This is a genomic window from Microbacterium faecale (assembly GCF_014640975.1).
Classification (GTDB): domain Bacteria; phylum Actinomycetota; class Actinomycetes; order Actinomycetales; family Microbacteriaceae; genus Microbacterium; species Microbacterium faecale.
Map to the genome: position 1 here is coordinate 1,056,848 of NZ_BMHO01000001.1, position 15,596 is coordinate 1,072,443.

The following is a 15,596-nucleotide window of genomic DNA, read 5'->3' on the forward strand; positions in this document are numbered from 1 at the left end:
GGCGGACGGAAAGGAGAACGGTGTCTGCCGAGACCCAATTCTCGATCTCGCAGCTCAGGGAGCTCGAGGCCGAGTCCATTCACATCATCCGTGAGGTGGTCGCGCAGCTCGAGAAGCCCGCGCTCATGTTCTCGGGCGGTAAAGACTCGCTCGTGATGCTGCACCTCGCGATGAAGGCCTTCGCGCCGGCACGCCTGCCGTTTCCGGTCGTGCACGTCGACACGGGACACAACTTCGACGAGATCATCGCCTTCCGCGACCAGTTCGTCGAGAAGCACGGACTGCGGCTGATCGTCGGATCCGTGCAGGAAGCGATCGATCGCGGTCTCGTCAAGGAAGAACCGAACGGCTCGCGCAACCGCATCCAGACGCCGGTGCTGCTCGAGACTGTCGAGCAGAACGGCTTCAACGCCATGCTCGGCGGCGCGCGCCGCGATGAGGAGCGCGCGCGTGCCAAGGAGCGCGTCTTCAGCTTCCGCGATGACTTCGGGCAGTGGGACCCGAAGAACCAGCGTCCGGAGATCTGGAACCTCTACAACGGCCGGGTGCACCCGGGAGAATCGATCCGCGTCTTCCCGATCTCGAACTGGACCGAGCTCGACATCTGGCAGTACATCAAGGAAGACGGCGTCGAGATCCCGCGCATCTACTTCGCGGAAGAGCGCGAGACGTTCGTGCGCGACGGCATGGTGTTCGAGGCCAACCGCTTCGCGCAGCCGAAGGAAGGCGAGGACGTCGTCACGCGCCGCGTGCGCTACCGCACCGTCGGCGACGCGACGCTGACGGCCGCCGTGGAGTCAGACGCCGACACACTCGAGAAGATCATCGAGGAGGTCGCGGCGACCCGCATCACAGAGCGCGGCGCGACGCGCGGCGACGACCGCGTGAGCGACTCGGCGATGGAAGACCGGAAGAAGCAGGGGTACTTCTAAAATGGACATGCTGCGATTCGCGACCGCTGGATCGGTCGACGACGGCAAGAGCACGCTCATCGGCCGGCTGCTGTTCGACTCGAAGTCGATCTTCGAAGATCAGCTCGCCAGCGTCGAGAAGACGAGTGAGAGCCGCGGCAACGAGTACGTCGACCTCTCGCTGCTGACCGACGGCCTCCGTTCGGAGCGCGAGCAGGGCATCACGATCGACGTCGCGTACCGCTACTTCGCGACGCCCAAGCGCAAGTTCATCATCGCCGACACGCCCGGCCACGCGCAGTACACGCGCAACATGGTCACGGGCGCCTCGACGGCTGAGCTGGCGATCGTGCTCGTGGACGCGCGTAAGGGCGTCATCGAGCAGAGCCGCCGTCACGCGACGATCGCGTCGCTGCTGCAGGTACCGCACGTCGTGCTCGCGGTGAACAAGATGGATCTCGTCGACTACGACGAACAGGTGTTCGAACGGATCCGCAAAGACTTCCTCGATTTCGCGACGAAGCTGGACATCGACGACATCACCGCGATCCCGATCTCGGCGCTCGAGGGCGACAACGTCGTCACGCGCAGCGAGAACATGCCGTGGTACCAGGGGTCGTCGCTGCTGCACCACCTCGAGACGGTGCACATCGGCGCCGACCTCAACCTGCAGGACGTGCGTTTCCCGGTGCAGTACGTGATCCGGCCGCAGCAGAAGGACGTCATCGATTACCGCGGCTTCGCCGGTCAGGTCGCCAGCGGCCACATGAAGAAGGGCGACGACGTGATCGTGCTGCCCTCCGGCATGACGTCGAAGATCAAGGCAATCGACATGGCGGGCGAAGAGATCGACGAGGCGTTCCCGCCGATGTCGGTGACCGTGCGTCTGGAAGACGAGATCGACGTCTCGCGCGGCGACGTGCTCGCGCGCCCCGGCAACCAACCGCAGGTCTCGCAGGACATCGACGCGACCATCTGCTGGATGGATGAAGAGCCGCTGGTCAAAGGCAAGAAGTACGCCGTGCTGCATAACAGCCGCGAGGCGCGCTGTGTCGTCAAGGACATCCAGTATGAACTCGACGTCAACACGCTCAGCCGCAAGACCGACGTCACGCAGCTGTCGCTCAACGCGATCGGTCGCGTGACGTTGCGAATGACGTCGCCGCTCGTCGCCGACTCGTACCGGCTGAACCCGTCGATGGGTTCGTTCATTCTGATCGACGAGTCTACGAACGCCACCGTCGCGGCCTGCACGATCAACGTCGCGGAATAGCACCGTGTGCGCTACGAAGTGCCGCCACCGTCAAAGGCGTGGCCCTTCGTAGCTCACACGGTCGCGACCTTCTGCTGGTTTCAAGCTCCCAGATGTCTCGTGGATGCCTACAATCACCACATCGTTGGTTGGTCGGTTGACTCCAGCGCCGATACCTGCCTCGTCATCAATGCACGCGACGTGGCGCTGAAGGCACGCGATCCGGCACCGGGCGGCACGGTCCACGCGGACCACGCGTACGCAATTCATATGAGGGGTCTTCGGGTCTTCGGCGACAACATCCGCTCCGCCGGGCTCATGACCTCGCTCGGGACCGCTGGCGAGGAGCTCGACAGCGCGATGATGAAATCGTTCTGGTCGTCCAATGCAGATCGCGCCCCTCGCTCGGAAACACTGGTACACTAGAGTCGAGCTCGTGAACGCGACCGTTGAGTACATCGAGGTCTTCTAGAACCGCCGCCGAGTCACTTGGGCGTCGGCATTCTTGCGTCCATCGAGTTCGAGCTACGCTTAGATCCCACATCCACCCCGCGCCTGATTTCCACCGAATGACCGGTAACCAAACCATGTGGCAGGTCACAACTTTCCCTCGTTCGTGCAATAGGTCCATGGGTGGCCAGCTGAGCTGCACCAAGTGGACCACAAGAGTGAAGCCGGCTGAGCGGCTCGGTGCTACAGGCTCCTTCCTCTCAGGGAGAATCGGCTACGTCGATTAGGCTCGTCGGCGGCTCGCCTGCGCGAGCTGCCACGGTCAGTGGCATGGAGTCTCTGCGGACGCGGCGTACGTAGATGACCTCTCGGGTGATGAGGACAGAGGACAACGCGTGAAGAGCGATGAATTGCGGTTGACCGTCGCGGGCGTCCTCGCGGGCGCTGTCGCGGCAGGGCGACCTGGCGATGCGGTGATATCGGGATGAATGCCGACGGTGGTGGACCGAAGGACCTCCGACGGCTTGTGCTGCACGGCATCGGGTGGAGCGCCGTCGAGAAATGGGGCATACGCCTCATGTCGCTCGTCGTTTTCGTGATTCTGCTCCGGACTATCGACGCTAGCGAGTTCGGCCTCGCGTCGTTCACCACGGCGATCACATCGATGCTTCTGGTGTTTGTCGACGCTGGTTTCGCCAAGGCCCTCATCCAGAAACGAGAACTCGGCGGTGATGACGCGACAACAGCGTTCTGGACGTCAATAGCGATCGCCGTAGTGATATACGGCCTCATCTTCTTCACGGCGCCGCTCATCGCGAGTTGGATGGAGATGGAGCAGCTCTCTGCGATGCTTCGTGTGCTGGGTCTCTCGCTGTTTGCCTCGGCGATGAGCAGCGTTCCGGCTGCTCTTCTCGAGCGCGACATGAACTTCAAGTCACTTGGACTACGCAGCATTTTCGGCACAGTCGTTGGTGCAGCAATTGCTGTGCCGATGGCATTGTTTGGAATGGGCGTGTGGGCACTGATCGTGCAAATGCTTGCCACGCTTGTTGCGGGCACAATTGCTCTCTGGTTCAGTACCAGTTGGCGACCGACGTTCCGCTACTCCGTACCGGCCTTACGCAAGTTGATGTCCTTCGGCGTCAGCGTTCTTGGGCTCGAGATCCTAAACCGTACGCAGCAGAATATCGACAAGGTCCTCGTCAACGTTCTCCTTGGTCCGGAAGCCGGCGGAATTTATTTCGTCGCGCAACGCGCAATGAAGCTTGTCAGTGAGCTTGTGTCAAGTGTGATCAGCAAGATCGCTCTGACGACATTCTCGAAATTGCAGGATGACCGCGAGCGCCTCAACCGCGCTTTTCTGCAACTCACCTTCGCCGCGGGCGGGATCGCTATTCCGGTCCTCGGAATTATCGCTGCCCTGGGGGACATTATTATGCCCTACATGTCAGGCGCTGGTGAATGGGAACGCGCTGTCCCCATCATGCAGATTCTCGCCGTCTCTATGTCTATGGCCGCAATCTGTCGCTTCGATAAGCAGACACTTCTGGCAGTCGGTCGGCCTGCGCGGGCTTTCGCACTCGGACTGATCGAGAATATCGTTGGCGTCGCGCTTTTGATGATTGCGGCGCCCTTCGGTCTGATCGCGCTTGCGGTTGGACGCGCACTCCGGATTATTCTGACCTGGCCGTACCGGATTTACCTTCTGAAAAAATACGCCAGTATTCAGATCGTGCCCTATATTCTCAATACGGTGATGCTCGCCGCCGCCTTCATCGTGCCACTTGGTCTACTGTTCTTGTGTACATATACGCCATGGCGACAAGCAACTCCTGCGTTCTGGACGTTCGCTGTCCCGATGTCGATCATGATGCTTTTGAGCTACTACGGCACGCTGTGGTTGGTCTGCGGGCGCCGGAACCGCGCAGCGATCCGCCGGACGCTAAAGCTCGGACGTCGTGGGAAGAGGTCCGCGACGTGAACGGCCGTTACGACTCGAAGGTTGCTGGTCTTGGCGGCTAAGCGTTCGGGCACCCCTCGCCTGCACGCGCGTTCCTGTATTATGGTTAGTTCATCGCGAGGAAGGGCGCCCCTGGTCTTGCGCAACCAACACGATTCAAAACACCTCGCAGCACTTCGCGAGCAGACGGAAACGACTCTCCGGGAAATCATCGGGGACATGCGGGACATCGCCATTCTGGACGTCCCGAACCAGCGAAACGTTGGTGACTCCCTGATCTGGGCAGGTGAGCTCGCCTATTTTAAGCGGCTTGGCTATCGTATCCGCCACATCAGTGATCTGCGTACTTACGATGCGGGGGATGTGCGCGCATCACTCAAGCGCGGAGGCGTGGTCCTCCTGCACGGGGGCGGAAACCTTGGCGACCTGTGGCCTGGACATCAGAAGCTACGTGAGAAGGTCGCGGATGAGTTGCGTGATTTTAAAATCGTTCAATTGCCACAATCCGTCTACTTTGAAAGTCGTGCGCTCGCGATTCGGGCGAACGAAACGATGTCCAGTCACCCAGACTTAACGATTCTGTTGCGCGATAACGAATCGATCTCACGCGCGCAAGATCAGCTGCCGGATCTGAATTGTGTGTTTTGCCCTGATATGGCGTTGGGCTATGAACCGCCACGACGCACCGGCCGGGAGCCCCAGAAACACATCCTCGTCATCGCCCGCGCAGATCACGAGTCTGCGACCAACTTGCGTGATCTTGGAACGTCTTGGGCTAGTCCCTCCGATGTCTACGTTACGGATTGGTGGCTCGACAGCGCAGAAACCGTGAGGTGGCGTGTTGCTCGCGGCGTCACTCGTGTGCAGGCGTTCATGATGAGGGCACGTCATCGGCTTCGGCGCCGCTTAAGAATACGCGTTTCGGGCTTCCGCCTCCCGCAATCCTGGATGAAGCTCGCTCTAATCGCTATCAATGAGGAGAACGTGAAGCATGGCTTGAAGCTCTATGACCGGGCTTCGGACGTGCTCGTCGACCGCCTACATGGTCACGTGTTCGGTGTCCTGTTGGGCAAGAACCACGTGATGGTCGACAATAAGTATCGTAAGCTCGGCGCAATCTACGACGACTATACCGGCATGTTCAGCACCGCTCACTACAGTACGACCGTTCCCGACGCGCAACGACGAATCTTGGAGGGAATGGACCGATGATCGCGTTCATTACCAGCCTTCGACATCCAGATAATGCCGCCGACTACGACCATATCGAGAAGCTGTTACGCCAGTCACTCCGCTCGATTGAAGCACAATCGGACGACGACCATGTCACAATTATCGTCGGCAATCAGGCGCCCTCCTTCGTGTTGCCGCCGGGTGCACATTTCGTCGAGGTTAATTTCCCGCCACCATTACCCGTTAACGGGCTACATGCTGACCGCTCGGGCTTCGTCATGGATAAAGGAACGAAGATCGCAATCGGGCTGATCGCTGCGCGTGAGTACTCTCCGCATTCAGTAATGATCTTCGATGCGGATGACTTCGTGCATCGTGAGTTGGCCGCATTCGTGAACTCTCGCACCGCCTCAGGTGGGTGGTATATAGAGCGTGGATGGATATACTCTGCGCGCCGCAATGGTTATCGGGCCCAAGAACGCTTCAATCGAACCTGTGGCACGTCTTTCGTCCTTCCTTATGCTGCTTATGAAGTACCGGAGGATCTCGATGTTGACGCAACCCAGCAGGATCTCATGAGTTCCTTCGGTGAGATTTTGCCAAATATTCTTGGCGCGCATCGCAACGCATTAGAATGGCATGCCGAACAGGGGCGAACTGTTATGCCCTTACCTTTCCGTGCGGGCGTCTATCACGTGGACACCGGCGAGAATCATTCGCTAAAGAGCTTGCCCGGCGTGATCCGCCCTTGGAACGATCGGTTCGGGCGCGCGTTTGCAATTACGCCGACGCGGAGTTCACTGTCCAGTATTCTCTCTTGTTATTCGCCGCGAGCCTTCTTGCACGAGGTGTATCGGGCAGTACGTCGCAAACTTTTGCCGGTCGTTCGCAGCTTGCGGCGCAATATTGTCCCCGAAACAACTGACAGCGAATTGTGAGTGGCATTGATGAGAATCCATGATGACGACCGATTTCCGATGTCATTCTCGCACGCAGACCTCGAGATTGCGCGCGAACGGATGCCCTTGGAGAGCTTCGGGCGCGATCTATTTGACGCGTCTGTGTCAGATGCGCGAGAGGTCATTCTTCTCCTCAGTACGCCGCGGAGCGGCAGCACTTTTCTAAGCGAGCAATTCCGCGTTCACGGCGGCTTCGTCACGCACGAGTATTTCAATTCCAAATACGGTATACCCGCACTCGCCGAGAGGTGGGGCTGTCTTGATAGCGCTGGACGTCTCGATGCGCGCCGTTATATCCAAGAACTTCGGCGATACCGTACAGGTGCCGACGGCAGGTTGGGGATCAATTTGCACGGTTCGCACGTGCCGATTTATGCTCTCTTCGCCCGTCATTTGACTGATTTGCCTGTCAGAGCTATTCGCCTCAATCGCGGTGATACAATCTCTCAGGCTATCTCGTTGTCGATTGCCAAGCAGAGCGGGCGATGGAGTTCGAATCACGCGGGCCGTAGCGACGCGATTTACAACTTCGAACACATCACGAAGATGGTCGAGGAGTTGGCGCGTCAGAACGCCCGGATGGATGCGTTCGAGGCGGCATTCAATCTCCACCCGACGCGGCTCGAATATGACGAAGTGGTTGCAGCCCCGCACGCCACAGTTGCTGCGGTGCTGGACGTGGAGGCGAAACCTCAACAGACTTCGGACAGGCTCGAGAAGCAGAGGGGACGGCGCAACGCCGAATGGCGAGAGCGTTACATTGCTGATTCGTTGAAGGTAGCTGACAACGGCGTTTCCAGCCCGATTCAGCGGATTGGTGCACGAGCCGTCGCGCAGTTCGGAAAGAAAGTAAAGCGGCTTCGTAAACGGTAGATGTTGACCCTGGAGCGCGCGTTAGTGTTGTCGAACGGGCCGGGCTTCGTGGGCTGGGGCCCCAACTGTGATGGCGCGTACGTGCGGGGGCGCGCCTATCGAGTAAGATCGGGCGTCGCCCGTGTTCGCATCGTGCACTGGTTATTTGACCACGCGGGGTCGAGCCTAACTGGGAGGTTTAAGGTGGTGACACCAAGTTCGTTCATCGTGGGCGTAAACAAGAGCGGCACTACCTCGGTTTTCAACTCGCTCAGTCGGCAGCCGAACGTGTGCGCATCGAACACGAAAGAGACACATTTCTTCGACCCGTTGAAGTACGGGCGCGAGCTACCACCGCTTGCTGAGTACGAGAAATTCTTCGAACCGCGGTCAACCGACGACGTGGTTTTTGAAGCGACCCCGGGGTATTTTTACGGTGGGAGAGTGCTCGCCGAGAAGCTTCGTGAAGTGTCCCCTCAAAGTAGAGTGGCCATCATTTTGCGCGAACCCGGCGCAAGGGCATTTTCGTGGTATCGGTTCGCGCGTACTCGGCTACTCTTGCCTCAGGACATGACGTTTGAGGAGTATCTCAATCGGTGCGAGCCGCTCGGGCTCGCGCCGGAGGACGAGGAAGATCAAGTCGGCTGGCGCGGATTGAGCGGCGGTCGATACGAACAGTGGCTACCTGCATGGCAACAGACGTTCGGCGACGATCTCCTCGTGATGTACAGCGATGACTTCTACGCGAACCACGCTGAGGCTCTCCAGAGAATCGGTACACACCTCAGGATCGACGTGACGAATACCGATCGCAATGACAGCAACGTCTCAGTAGATATCAGCAATGCGACACTTCAGCGCTTGGCGTTGGGGGTCAATCGGGTCGGAGAGCGCATCTGGCGTCAGAATCCGAAGCTCAAACGCAGTCTTCTCAACTTCTACTACAAGGTGAACTCACGGAGGAAGCAGGAGCGGATGACTGAAGAGTCGCGGCAGCGCCTCGACAGGTACTTCTCCTCCCCGCTCGCACAGTTGCGCATGCTCCTCCCCGATGTGCCCGGTGGATGGGGCGCGAACGCATGACTCGCCTGCCTGACTTCATACTCGCTGGAGCGCAGCGCGCTGGCTCGACAGCGCTCGCTGAAGCGCTCGCCGAGCACCCGGACATCGCGATCACCGACCCGAAGGAACCAAGCTACTTCGCCACCCTTTTCGGCTCGCTCGACTATTCGGGCCCGGGCGACCAGTGGTTTGCGTCACAGAACGTCGGGGATTGGAACGCGTATCTCGGCCTCTGCCAGTCGGATGCAACCGTGTCGGGCGAAGCGTCCGTTATGTATCTGGCGATTCCAGGCACGGCGCCCGCAATCCACGAACGCCTGCCGAACGTAAAGATCGTTCTGGTGCTGCGAGATCCCATGGCTCGCGCGCGGTCCGCGCATTCGTATCTGCGGGTTAATGGACGTGAGAAGGAACAGGACTTCGAGGCTGCGTTGGCACTCGAAGAACAGCGGCGTGCTGCTGGTTACGGACCGATGTGGTGGTTCGAGAAGGCGAGTGACTATGCGCCCGGCCTTGAGGAATATTTTGAGGTTTTCGGTCGTGAGCGCGTCTTCGTGACGACGAACGAGCAGTTGAAGGCTGACCCTGCCCGAGTGCTCCACGGCGTAGGCGGATTCCTCGGTGTCGATGCTGTGCCCGCACCCGTTGACTTCCTGACTTCGAATTCGGTGAATTCCGGAGGCACTCCAAGGAACGAGCTTCTCACTCGTATCCTGTATCCGCCCGACCAGTTGCGTCGAGCTGCGCGGCGGCTCGCACCCGAGAAGCTGCGGCAGTTCGTACGGTTCGCGCGTAAGAACTCCACGAGGGCGTCAGATGAGGACCACACTGACATCGCACCGGAGGTGGTTGCGCGGTTCCGCGAGAGCGCGCGCCGTACAGGAGACGTTCTTGGTCGTGACATGAGCGATATGTGGCCCTCGGCGCGGGGTGCTACGGATGACAACTGAGACGACGTTGCTCGTGGCAAGTACAGGCGGGCACCTTACTGAGTTGGTACAACTCGCACCGCATATCGAGCCGGACCCGGATAAGCGCGTGTGGGTGACGTTCGATACGCAACAGAGTCGTTCGCTGCTTCACGGCGAGAGGGTGCATTTCATCGCCTTTATGGCACCTCGGCAATGGGGGGCGCTCGTGAGGAACTTTGCGCGATCGCTACGGATCCTGCGCCAGCACCGTCCGCGCCAAGTTGTGAGCACGGGCGCCGGCGTCGCGTTGTCGTTTCTGCCTTTTGGTCGCTTCTTCGGGGCCAGCGCGACATACATCGAGTCGGCGGCAAGAGTGGACGGACCGAGCGCGACCGGAAAGCTCATCGCACGTCTTCCGCGTATCGCAACGTATACACAACACACCAATTGGTCGGACGGCACGTGGCAGTACGGGTACTCGGTGTTCGACAGCTTTGATCCGGACGGTGAGCTGACGAGGAGGCCGCGGTGCGACCAGCCGCGGCTGTTCGTGCAGCTTGGCACGCTCGACTTCCCCTTCATTCGTCTTGTGCAACGAGTTGCCGCATCGCTTCCGGCCAACGCAGAGGTTGTGTGGCAGCTCGGAGCGACGCCGCCCCCTGCAGCATTGCCAGGACGCGCATTCGACTTTGCATCGACCGATGAGATCGAGACGCTGATCAAAGAATCGACAGTCGTGGTGTCTCATGCTGGCGTCGGCAGCGCCTTGATGGCGCTTCAGAACGGTATTCGTCCTATCCTTGTGCCTCGGTCGCAGGCACACGGCGAGCACGTCGATGACCACCAGCTCGAAGTGGCCCGCGAGCTAGCGGCGCGCGGAATTGCAACGTACGCTGACGTCGACGAACTGGACGAAGCGCTCTTGAGCGGTGACTTTCGGGATTGGAAGCTTCCGACCGTGGAAGAGGGGGCGACGTGAAGGTCCTACAACTCGGCAATTTCGGTGACGATGCCGGCGGCATCTCCTCGGTCTTGCGTGAGTTTCACGCGTGGTCCTGGCCTACGAGTCACCACGCATTCGTGGACACGTACGCTTCGGACCCACGGATGTTCGGTATCAAACGATTCGCGATCGCAGCCCGGTCGCTCCTCCGTAACCGGCGCAACATCGATGTCGTGCACGTTCACCTGTCCGAGCGAGGTTCGTTCATCCGCGAGGGCGCTTTAGTGCTGCTCGCATCGATATTGAAGCTCCGCACCGTCGTGACGCTGCATGGGGCGGACTTCGTAGAATTTATGGGCACCCACGCACGACTGGTGCGGGCGGTCTTGCGGAGAGCGGACGATATCGCCGTCCTGACCGCGCCGACGGAGCGAGTCCTGCGCTCGTCGGGGTTCGCGAATGTTACTCGCGTGCCGAACGCCGTGTCGATCGAACAGCCCGATGCCACTAATCCGGCGCCGGTGCCGACGCACGAAGTGGTCTACGCGGGTGTGGTCGCTGCGCGGAAAGGCGCGGACGTCCTGTTCGAAGCCTGGGCCGGCGTGCTCCAGCACCATCCAGAGGCCCGACTGCACGTCTTCGGAGAGATAGTCGACGTCACACCGCCGGATGAACCGACCATCGAGATTCACGGCAAAGTAAGCCGCGCGAGAGTTCGTCGCTCACTCGAACGGGCGACGCTGTTTACACTTCCGAGCCGAGCCGAAGCCTTCCCCATGGCCATCCTGGAAGCAATGGCAGCGGGGTTGCCCGTCGTCGCCACTGATGTGGGGGAGATTTCAGAGATGTTGAATGATTCTGCGCAGATCATCCCAGCAGGGGATGCTGCACGACTCACATCGGCGTTGACACGCTTTCTAGGAGACGCCGATCGTGCCGCCTCCACAGGGAATCGGAATGCGAACCGATATCGTACGAAATATTCCCCAAGTGTCGTGATGGACCAATACGAGGCGTTGTATCGCGCGTGACCGCTACGTGAAACGCATTGACATTCCTACCTACTGTGTGAGTCCAGATGCTGCAGGACAGCCAGCGAACGGTACAGACGCCGGTGTTCGGCGTTGCGCACCGTAGCGTTCTCGAGAACGATCGGTGAGAATGTACCGAGGATACGCCGCAGGATCGCGTGCGGGCTTTGGCTGTCTCGTGAAAGTTCGATACGTCGGCGCGCGTAGGCTGTTGTGAGAGCAGCGGTGTCATCACGCAGGGAGTGCTGAGGCGTGGCTAGATCGACTGCGCTGGCACTCTAAGCTCTAAGACATCGCGGTGTCGAATTGGTCCACCGCATGCGCATGCGAAATCGTATCGAGAGGACGCCGGGTTGACGGTCAGAACGTATTACTGGAATCATCCGATGAAGAAGACGCAGAATCGCGTGCGTTGGATCAAGCGTCGCCGCGTTCCGTGGCGTGTCGGGAACGCGGGTGACATTTATACTGTCGACCTTGTTCGTCATCTCTATGGCGTGGAACCAGAAAACGACAAGAACAACGGCAAACGGTTGTTGATGGTCGGGTCGATCATGGACAAAGCTCGTCAAGGCGACGTCATCGCGGGTGTTGGAGCGCGCGGTACTGTTGATGTGCCTAGCCCAGCGGAAGCAAACCTGCAGGTGTACGGGGTCCGTGGCCCGCTTACCCTGGCTGCGCTTCGCGACGCCGGCCACGACGTGAGTCAACTGCGATTCATACTCGACCCTGGCCTTCTCATTCGTAAAATATTTCCCGAACTCGATGACGTGAGTCCCGAACCTGGTCGAGTTGGGTTCGTTCCTCACTATCGAGAGGGCCCTCAGTATCGATCCGGAACGCGCTACGACCTGATCGATGTCGACGATTCACCGCTTGAGTTCGCGCGAAATATTGCCCGTTGCGAACGTGTGTATTCCTCATCGTTGCACGGTGTAATTTTTGCCCACGCTCTTGAGCGTCCGGTCGTGCTCGTCGCGCCTCGGACGGCCGAGCCGGAGTTCAAATACCGCGATTATTTCGCGTCTGTGGGGCTGAAGTGGCATGAGCCTGTAGGCCTCAAGCAATCGTTGGCATCGGTCGAGCCTGCCGTGCCTGACGGTATCCAGCAACTCATCGAGACGGCGGAGTTTCCGTCCATCGAGGAGCTGCGCGAACGGGGGGTCGCCAGCTGAGCCGATCCGGTGCGTGCCTCGTTGAAGTCTGCGTGACTGTCGCACTTACGCGAATTACCTCGTGTGTAGCGGACGGTGACGCTCCGCGTAGTACATAGGCAGCTCCGCGCGAGGGGCGTCTACGCGCGGGAGAACCTAGACAGAGTAGCCGAGCGCGCCGAGGTCCACATCGAGCAACCGCGAAGCGTGACGGTTGCTCTTGACATAATAGTCGCCAACGAAATCTCGAATCGCGGCACTTTGGCGACGAGCGAGGTGCGAATCCAAGTTCGAGGGTGTGATTCGTTGGAACGCGCTCCCCGCGTGCCAGAAGGCCTTGTTGAGTGAGTTTAAGCGGAGAATTCCGTTCTCGTTGAGTTCGGAGCGTGTCAATAAGCGGTTTGCGATGCGTCGGGTGCTCTGCATTGTCATTGGACGGCGACGATTCTGCTTATTGGACTTGTCGGGCAGCTTATTAACCTTCGCTGCCCCCGCGAAATCAGCGACACTCTGCGCGAAGCTGAGAGGATCGGACCGCATGTGCTCGAAGGGGAGTACGAGTATATTTTCGTTGCCGAACAGTTTTCGGTAAAACGAAATTTGCGCGTCGTAACGCAGTATCCCCAGGTGGAATTCTGGCTTTCGTGCGAGGTACGGCGTGTTTCCTCGCACAAATCTGGCGAGTGAAAGATGCCCACCATCTGCTATGTACTGGCCGTACATTGAATCGATGTGAGAGTTCTGCTCACGTATGGTGAGGAGTATTCGAGGATCCTCAAAGGTGTCAGCGATGCGGTGTGCGATCAACGTGCGGTCAAAGCTGCCTCCGGGCGGGTAGCCTGACAATCGTTCGTGTGAAAGTACCGGGACGAGGTCGTGCTCATTCGCGTAAGCGATCTCTGCGGCGAACTTCTTTTTAGCTTCTTGCGGATCGAATTCGAGGTCCGGGGTGCGCACGAAGAAGTCTAAGACTTCAGGCATTCCGAAGGAGCGCGATAGATCATGATATCCAGCGGCCTCTCGTTGGAAAAACTCAGCCTGCAGCCAGGTCGTTCCGGTCTTGTGTAATCCGACGTGGATTAATGGAGAGACCATGGGCTCCTCAATATCTTGAGACGAAGGTGCTGCCGTCGGCGAGCGCCGACGGACTCATCATATGAGGCAGAGCGGGCATAAGCGAGCATGCATGATTCATGTCTGGTTGTGCAATCTCGGCGTATACCTGCGGGAGATCTGTAGGTCGCATGTTCCTGGGGCGAGTGTTGATAAAAACTCAGCGCCTGATCGGGTATTTGTCGCGACCTCTCTCAAATGTCACGGCCGAGCGTCGCCGATCGCCATTGACTCTCCATTGCATGAGGTCGATGTGAGGGCGACAAGCACGCTCAGGCCCGCGGCGGCGAAGCCATCGAAAATCCGAGGGCTCGCCAAGGAATCGATGACCACCGTGGCGAGAAACGCGACAGCAGCGAGGTGCCATGTGGTTGTGCGGTGCCGCCATGCAGCGGGAACGATGCGAGCGATAAGCGCCAGCAGCGCTAGCGACATTCCAGCGGCGCCGAAGAAACCAGATTCGCCGATCACTGTTGCCCAAGACAGGTCTGTCGCGAAGAGCGCGTTGCCCTCGACGAAGCCGTACTGATCCGAGAGGCCATACCTTTCCCACAAGGGGCTGTACGCGGCCCGGGAAGCCTCAGAGGCGAAGGAACCGAAACCGCCGCCAAGGAAGAAGTGATCGAGCGTCACGTGGATGCTGGCAGTCAGTAGCTCAGACCGTGGCGACCCGTCTGCGCCCATGACAGAGGAGAAGCGACTCGAGATGAGGTCCCAACCGACAAGCGTGACGGCGCCAGCGATGACTGCGACCGTCAATGGCGCCCAGATCCGTGTACGCCTGCCGCCGCCCACGGTGAAACGCACGGCAAACACGGCAACAAGACCGAACAACGACTTTACGCGGAGGCTGGCAACAGCAAGCGCGGCGGCGGCGTACCCGATGGCGCGCGGAAATCGACCGACAGGCCCGTTGACGAGAAACGCGACAACGAACATGCAGAAGGTCGCAGACTGAACGGGATGGCTGAATATGCCCTTGAGGCTCGAAAGGCCCAGACGCTCGGTTGCGTGCGAGCCATCGAAGACGGCGTGCACGGCAGATGGAGCGATGACTTCGACAACGGCTACAGCGCTGTGAAGGAAGAATACGATCACGACAGCCGTAATGATCGACTGTACCGCCCGACGATTCCACTGCAGGCTTACGACAATGAGCAGGGTAAGGGGAAGTTTGAGCGCGAGCCACGTGCCAGTGATGAAGCCCTGAGGATTGGTCCAGAAGACGAACTGGCTTAATACGCCAGCGGTCGCAAAAATTGCAAACCCAAGCCACGTCAGGCCGGGCACAGCTTCGAGCGCGCTGAGCGGGGTTCGAGACCGGATTGGATGCACACCCCGGTTGGAGGCGCGACGGGTCCGGGCCCATGCTCGTACGTGGTGAGCGACAGTGAAGGGAATCGCAAGCGCGAGCACCGCGTCATCAAGATAGGACAGGTAAGGCGCAAAGGGAATGTTCGCGAATCCCAGAAGGTCTCGCACAGACCGCTCGAGTAGTGCCGTGAGGAGAATGACGACAGCAACGCCTGGGACGCGCCGAGAGCATGCGAACACGTAGTAGATCACGAGCACGGCCAAGCCTAGAATTGTGAGCGCCGCGAACACGAATTGCGGTGTAAATATCGCGCCCGCAATCACGCACCCGGTGGCGCCCGTCAGCGCGATCACTGACCACGTCTTCAATCGAACGCGAGACACGCGTGCCCTTCTTTCGGCGGACGACCTCAGGCTGATGCGCTAGCGCCTTGAGTCGAATGACATGGTTATAACCGTATCGCGTGCGAGCCTCGGTGCAGCTCCTCTTCGCGACGAGGAGTACCCACTT

Annotated in this window: 14 protein-coding genes; 12 read left to right on the plus strand and 2 right to left on the minus strand. The window is 59.5% G+C overall.

The window, feature by feature from the left end:
• Window positions 1-20 precede the first annotated feature (20 nt).
• The 12 genes from cysD to IEW87_RS04855 all read left to right on the plus strand — a co-directional run bounded on the left by cysD (window position 21) and on the right by IEW87_RS04855 (window position 12,679).
• Window positions 21-932 (plus strand): sulfate adenylyltransferase subunit CysD, encoded by a 912-nt coding sequence (gene cysD, locus IEW87_RS04800; protein ID WP_188711140.1) that lies wholly within the window; start codon window positions 21-23, stop codon window positions 930-932.
• A 1-nt stretch (window position 933) separates the two neighbouring features.
• A complete protein-coding gene (gene cysN / locus IEW87_RS04805) occupies window positions 934-2,184 on the plus strand; it encodes a sulfate adenylyltransferase subunit CysN (RefSeq protein ID WP_188711141.1) in 1,251 nt (416 codons plus the stop codon).
• Between the two features lie 99 nt (window positions 2,185-2,283).
• Window positions 2,284-2,589, plus strand: coding sequence for a hypothetical protein (locus IEW87_RS04810; RefSeq protein ID WP_188711142.1), 306 nt, complete (start codon window positions 2,284-2,286; stop codon window positions 2,587-2,589).
• A gap of 508 nt (window positions 2,590-3,097) precedes the next feature.
• On the plus strand, window positions 3,098-4,594 hold the full coding sequence (locus tag IEW87_RS04815; RefSeq protein ID WP_188711143.1) for a lipopolysaccharide biosynthesis protein: 1,497 nt from the start codon (window positions 3,098-3,100) through the stop codon (window positions 4,592-4,594).
• Window positions 4,595-4,792: 198 nt separating this feature from the next.
• Complete coding sequence (locus tag IEW87_RS04820) at window positions 4,793-5,785, plus strand: polysaccharide pyruvyl transferase family protein (RefSeq protein WP_188711144.1); 993 nt, start codon at window positions 4,793-4,795, stop codon at window positions 5,783-5,785.
• A complete protein-coding gene (locus IEW87_RS04825; protein WP_188711145.1) occupies window positions 5,782-6,684 on the plus strand; it encodes a glycosyltransferase family 2 protein in 903 nt (300 codons plus the stop codon). The genes IEW87_RS04820 and IEW87_RS04825 overlap by 4 nt, the downstream gene beginning before the upstream one ends.
• Before the next feature lie 39 nt (window positions 6,685-6,723).
• On the plus strand, window positions 6,724-7,578 hold the full coding sequence (locus IEW87_RS04830; RefSeq protein ID WP_188711146.1) for a Stf0 family sulfotransferase: 855 nt from the start codon (window positions 6,724-6,726) through the stop codon (window positions 7,576-7,578).
• Window positions 7,579-8,640, plus strand: coding sequence for a sulfotransferase family protein (locus IEW87_RS04835; RefSeq protein WP_188711147.1), 1,062 nt, complete (start codon window positions 7,579-7,581; stop codon window positions 8,638-8,640). It begins immediately after the preceding gene.
• Window positions 8,637-9,569, plus strand: coding sequence for a sulfotransferase domain-containing protein (locus IEW87_RS04840; protein ID WP_188711148.1), 933 nt, complete (start codon window positions 8,637-8,639; stop codon window positions 9,567-9,569). Before IEW87_RS04835 ends, IEW87_RS04840 begins: the two co-directional genes overlap by 4 nt.
• On the plus strand, window positions 9,559-10,509 hold the full coding sequence (locus IEW87_RS04845) for a glycosyltransferase (RefSeq protein WP_188711149.1): 951 nt from the start codon (window positions 9,559-9,561) through the stop codon (window positions 10,507-10,509). The genes IEW87_RS04840 and IEW87_RS04845 overlap by 11 nt, the downstream gene beginning before the upstream one ends.
• Window positions 10,510-10,610: 101 nt before the next feature.
• A complete protein-coding gene (locus tag IEW87_RS04850; protein ID WP_373285126.1) occupies window positions 10,611-11,504 on the plus strand; it encodes a glycosyltransferase family 4 protein in 894 nt (297 codons plus the stop codon).
• Window positions 11,505-11,890: 386 nt separating this feature from the next.
• Window positions 11,891-12,679: a polysaccharide pyruvyl transferase family protein gene (locus tag IEW87_RS04855; RefSeq protein ID WP_188711151.1), complete on the plus strand. Its 789-nt coding sequence runs from the start codon at window positions 11,891-11,893 to the stop codon at window positions 12,677-12,679.
• Window positions 12,680-12,814: 135 nt separating this feature from the next.
• On the opposite strand, the gene IEW87_RS04860 is transcribed toward IEW87_RS04855, so the two are convergent.
• Both IEW87_RS04860 and IEW87_RS04865 read right to left on the minus strand, forming a co-directional pair.
• Complete coding sequence (locus tag IEW87_RS04860) at window positions 12,815-13,753, minus strand: hypothetical protein (RefSeq protein ID WP_188711152.1); 939 nt, start codon at window positions 13,751-13,753, stop codon at window positions 12,815-12,817.
• A gap of 219 nt (window positions 13,754-13,972) precedes the next feature.
• Complete coding sequence (locus IEW87_RS04865) at window positions 13,973-15,439, minus strand: hypothetical protein (RefSeq protein ID WP_188711153.1); 1,467 nt, start codon at window positions 15,437-15,439, stop codon at window positions 13,973-13,975.
• Between the last annotated feature and the right edge of the window lie 157 nt (window positions 15,440-15,596).

Bases quoted from the DNA above. Each gene is read 5' to 3' on its own strand.
- IEW87_RS04860 (WP_188711152.1), bottom strand. From the start codon at position 13,753: ATGGTCTCTCCATTAATCCACGTCGGATTACACAAGACCGGAACGACC.
- cysN (WP_188711141.1), top strand. From the start codon at position 934: ATGGACATGCTGCGATTCGCGACCGCTGGATCGGTCGACGACGGCAAG.
- IEW87_RS04855 (WP_188711151.1), top strand. From the start codon at position 11,891: ATGAAGAAGACGCAGAATCGCGTGCGTTGGATCAAGCGTCGCCGCGTT.
- IEW87_RS04835 (WP_188711147.1), top strand. From the start codon at position 7,579: ATGTTGACCCTGGAGCGCGCGTTAGTGTTGTCGAACGGGCCGGGCTTC.
- IEW87_RS04830 (WP_188711146.1), top strand. From the start codon at position 6,724: ATGTCATTCTCGCACGCAGACCTCGAGATTGCGCGCGAACGGATGCCC.
- IEW87_RS04845 (WP_188711149.1), top strand. From the start codon at position 9,559: ATGACAACTGAGACGACGTTGCTCGTGGCAAGTACAGGCGGGCACCTT.
- IEW87_RS04820 (WP_188711144.1), top strand. From the start codon at position 4,793: ATGCGGGACATCGCCATTCTGGACGTCCCGAACCAGCGAAACGTTGGT.
- IEW87_RS04815 (WP_188711143.1), top strand. From the start codon at position 3,098: ATGAATGCCGACGGTGGTGGACCGAAGGACCTCCGACGGCTTGTGCTG.
- IEW87_RS04825 (WP_188711145.1), top strand. From the start codon at position 5,782: ATGATCGCGTTCATTACCAGCCTTCGACATCCAGATAATGCCGCCGAC.
- IEW87_RS04840 (WP_188711148.1), top strand. From the start codon at position 8,637: ATGACTCGCCTGCCTGACTTCATACTCGCTGGAGCGCAGCGCGCTGGC.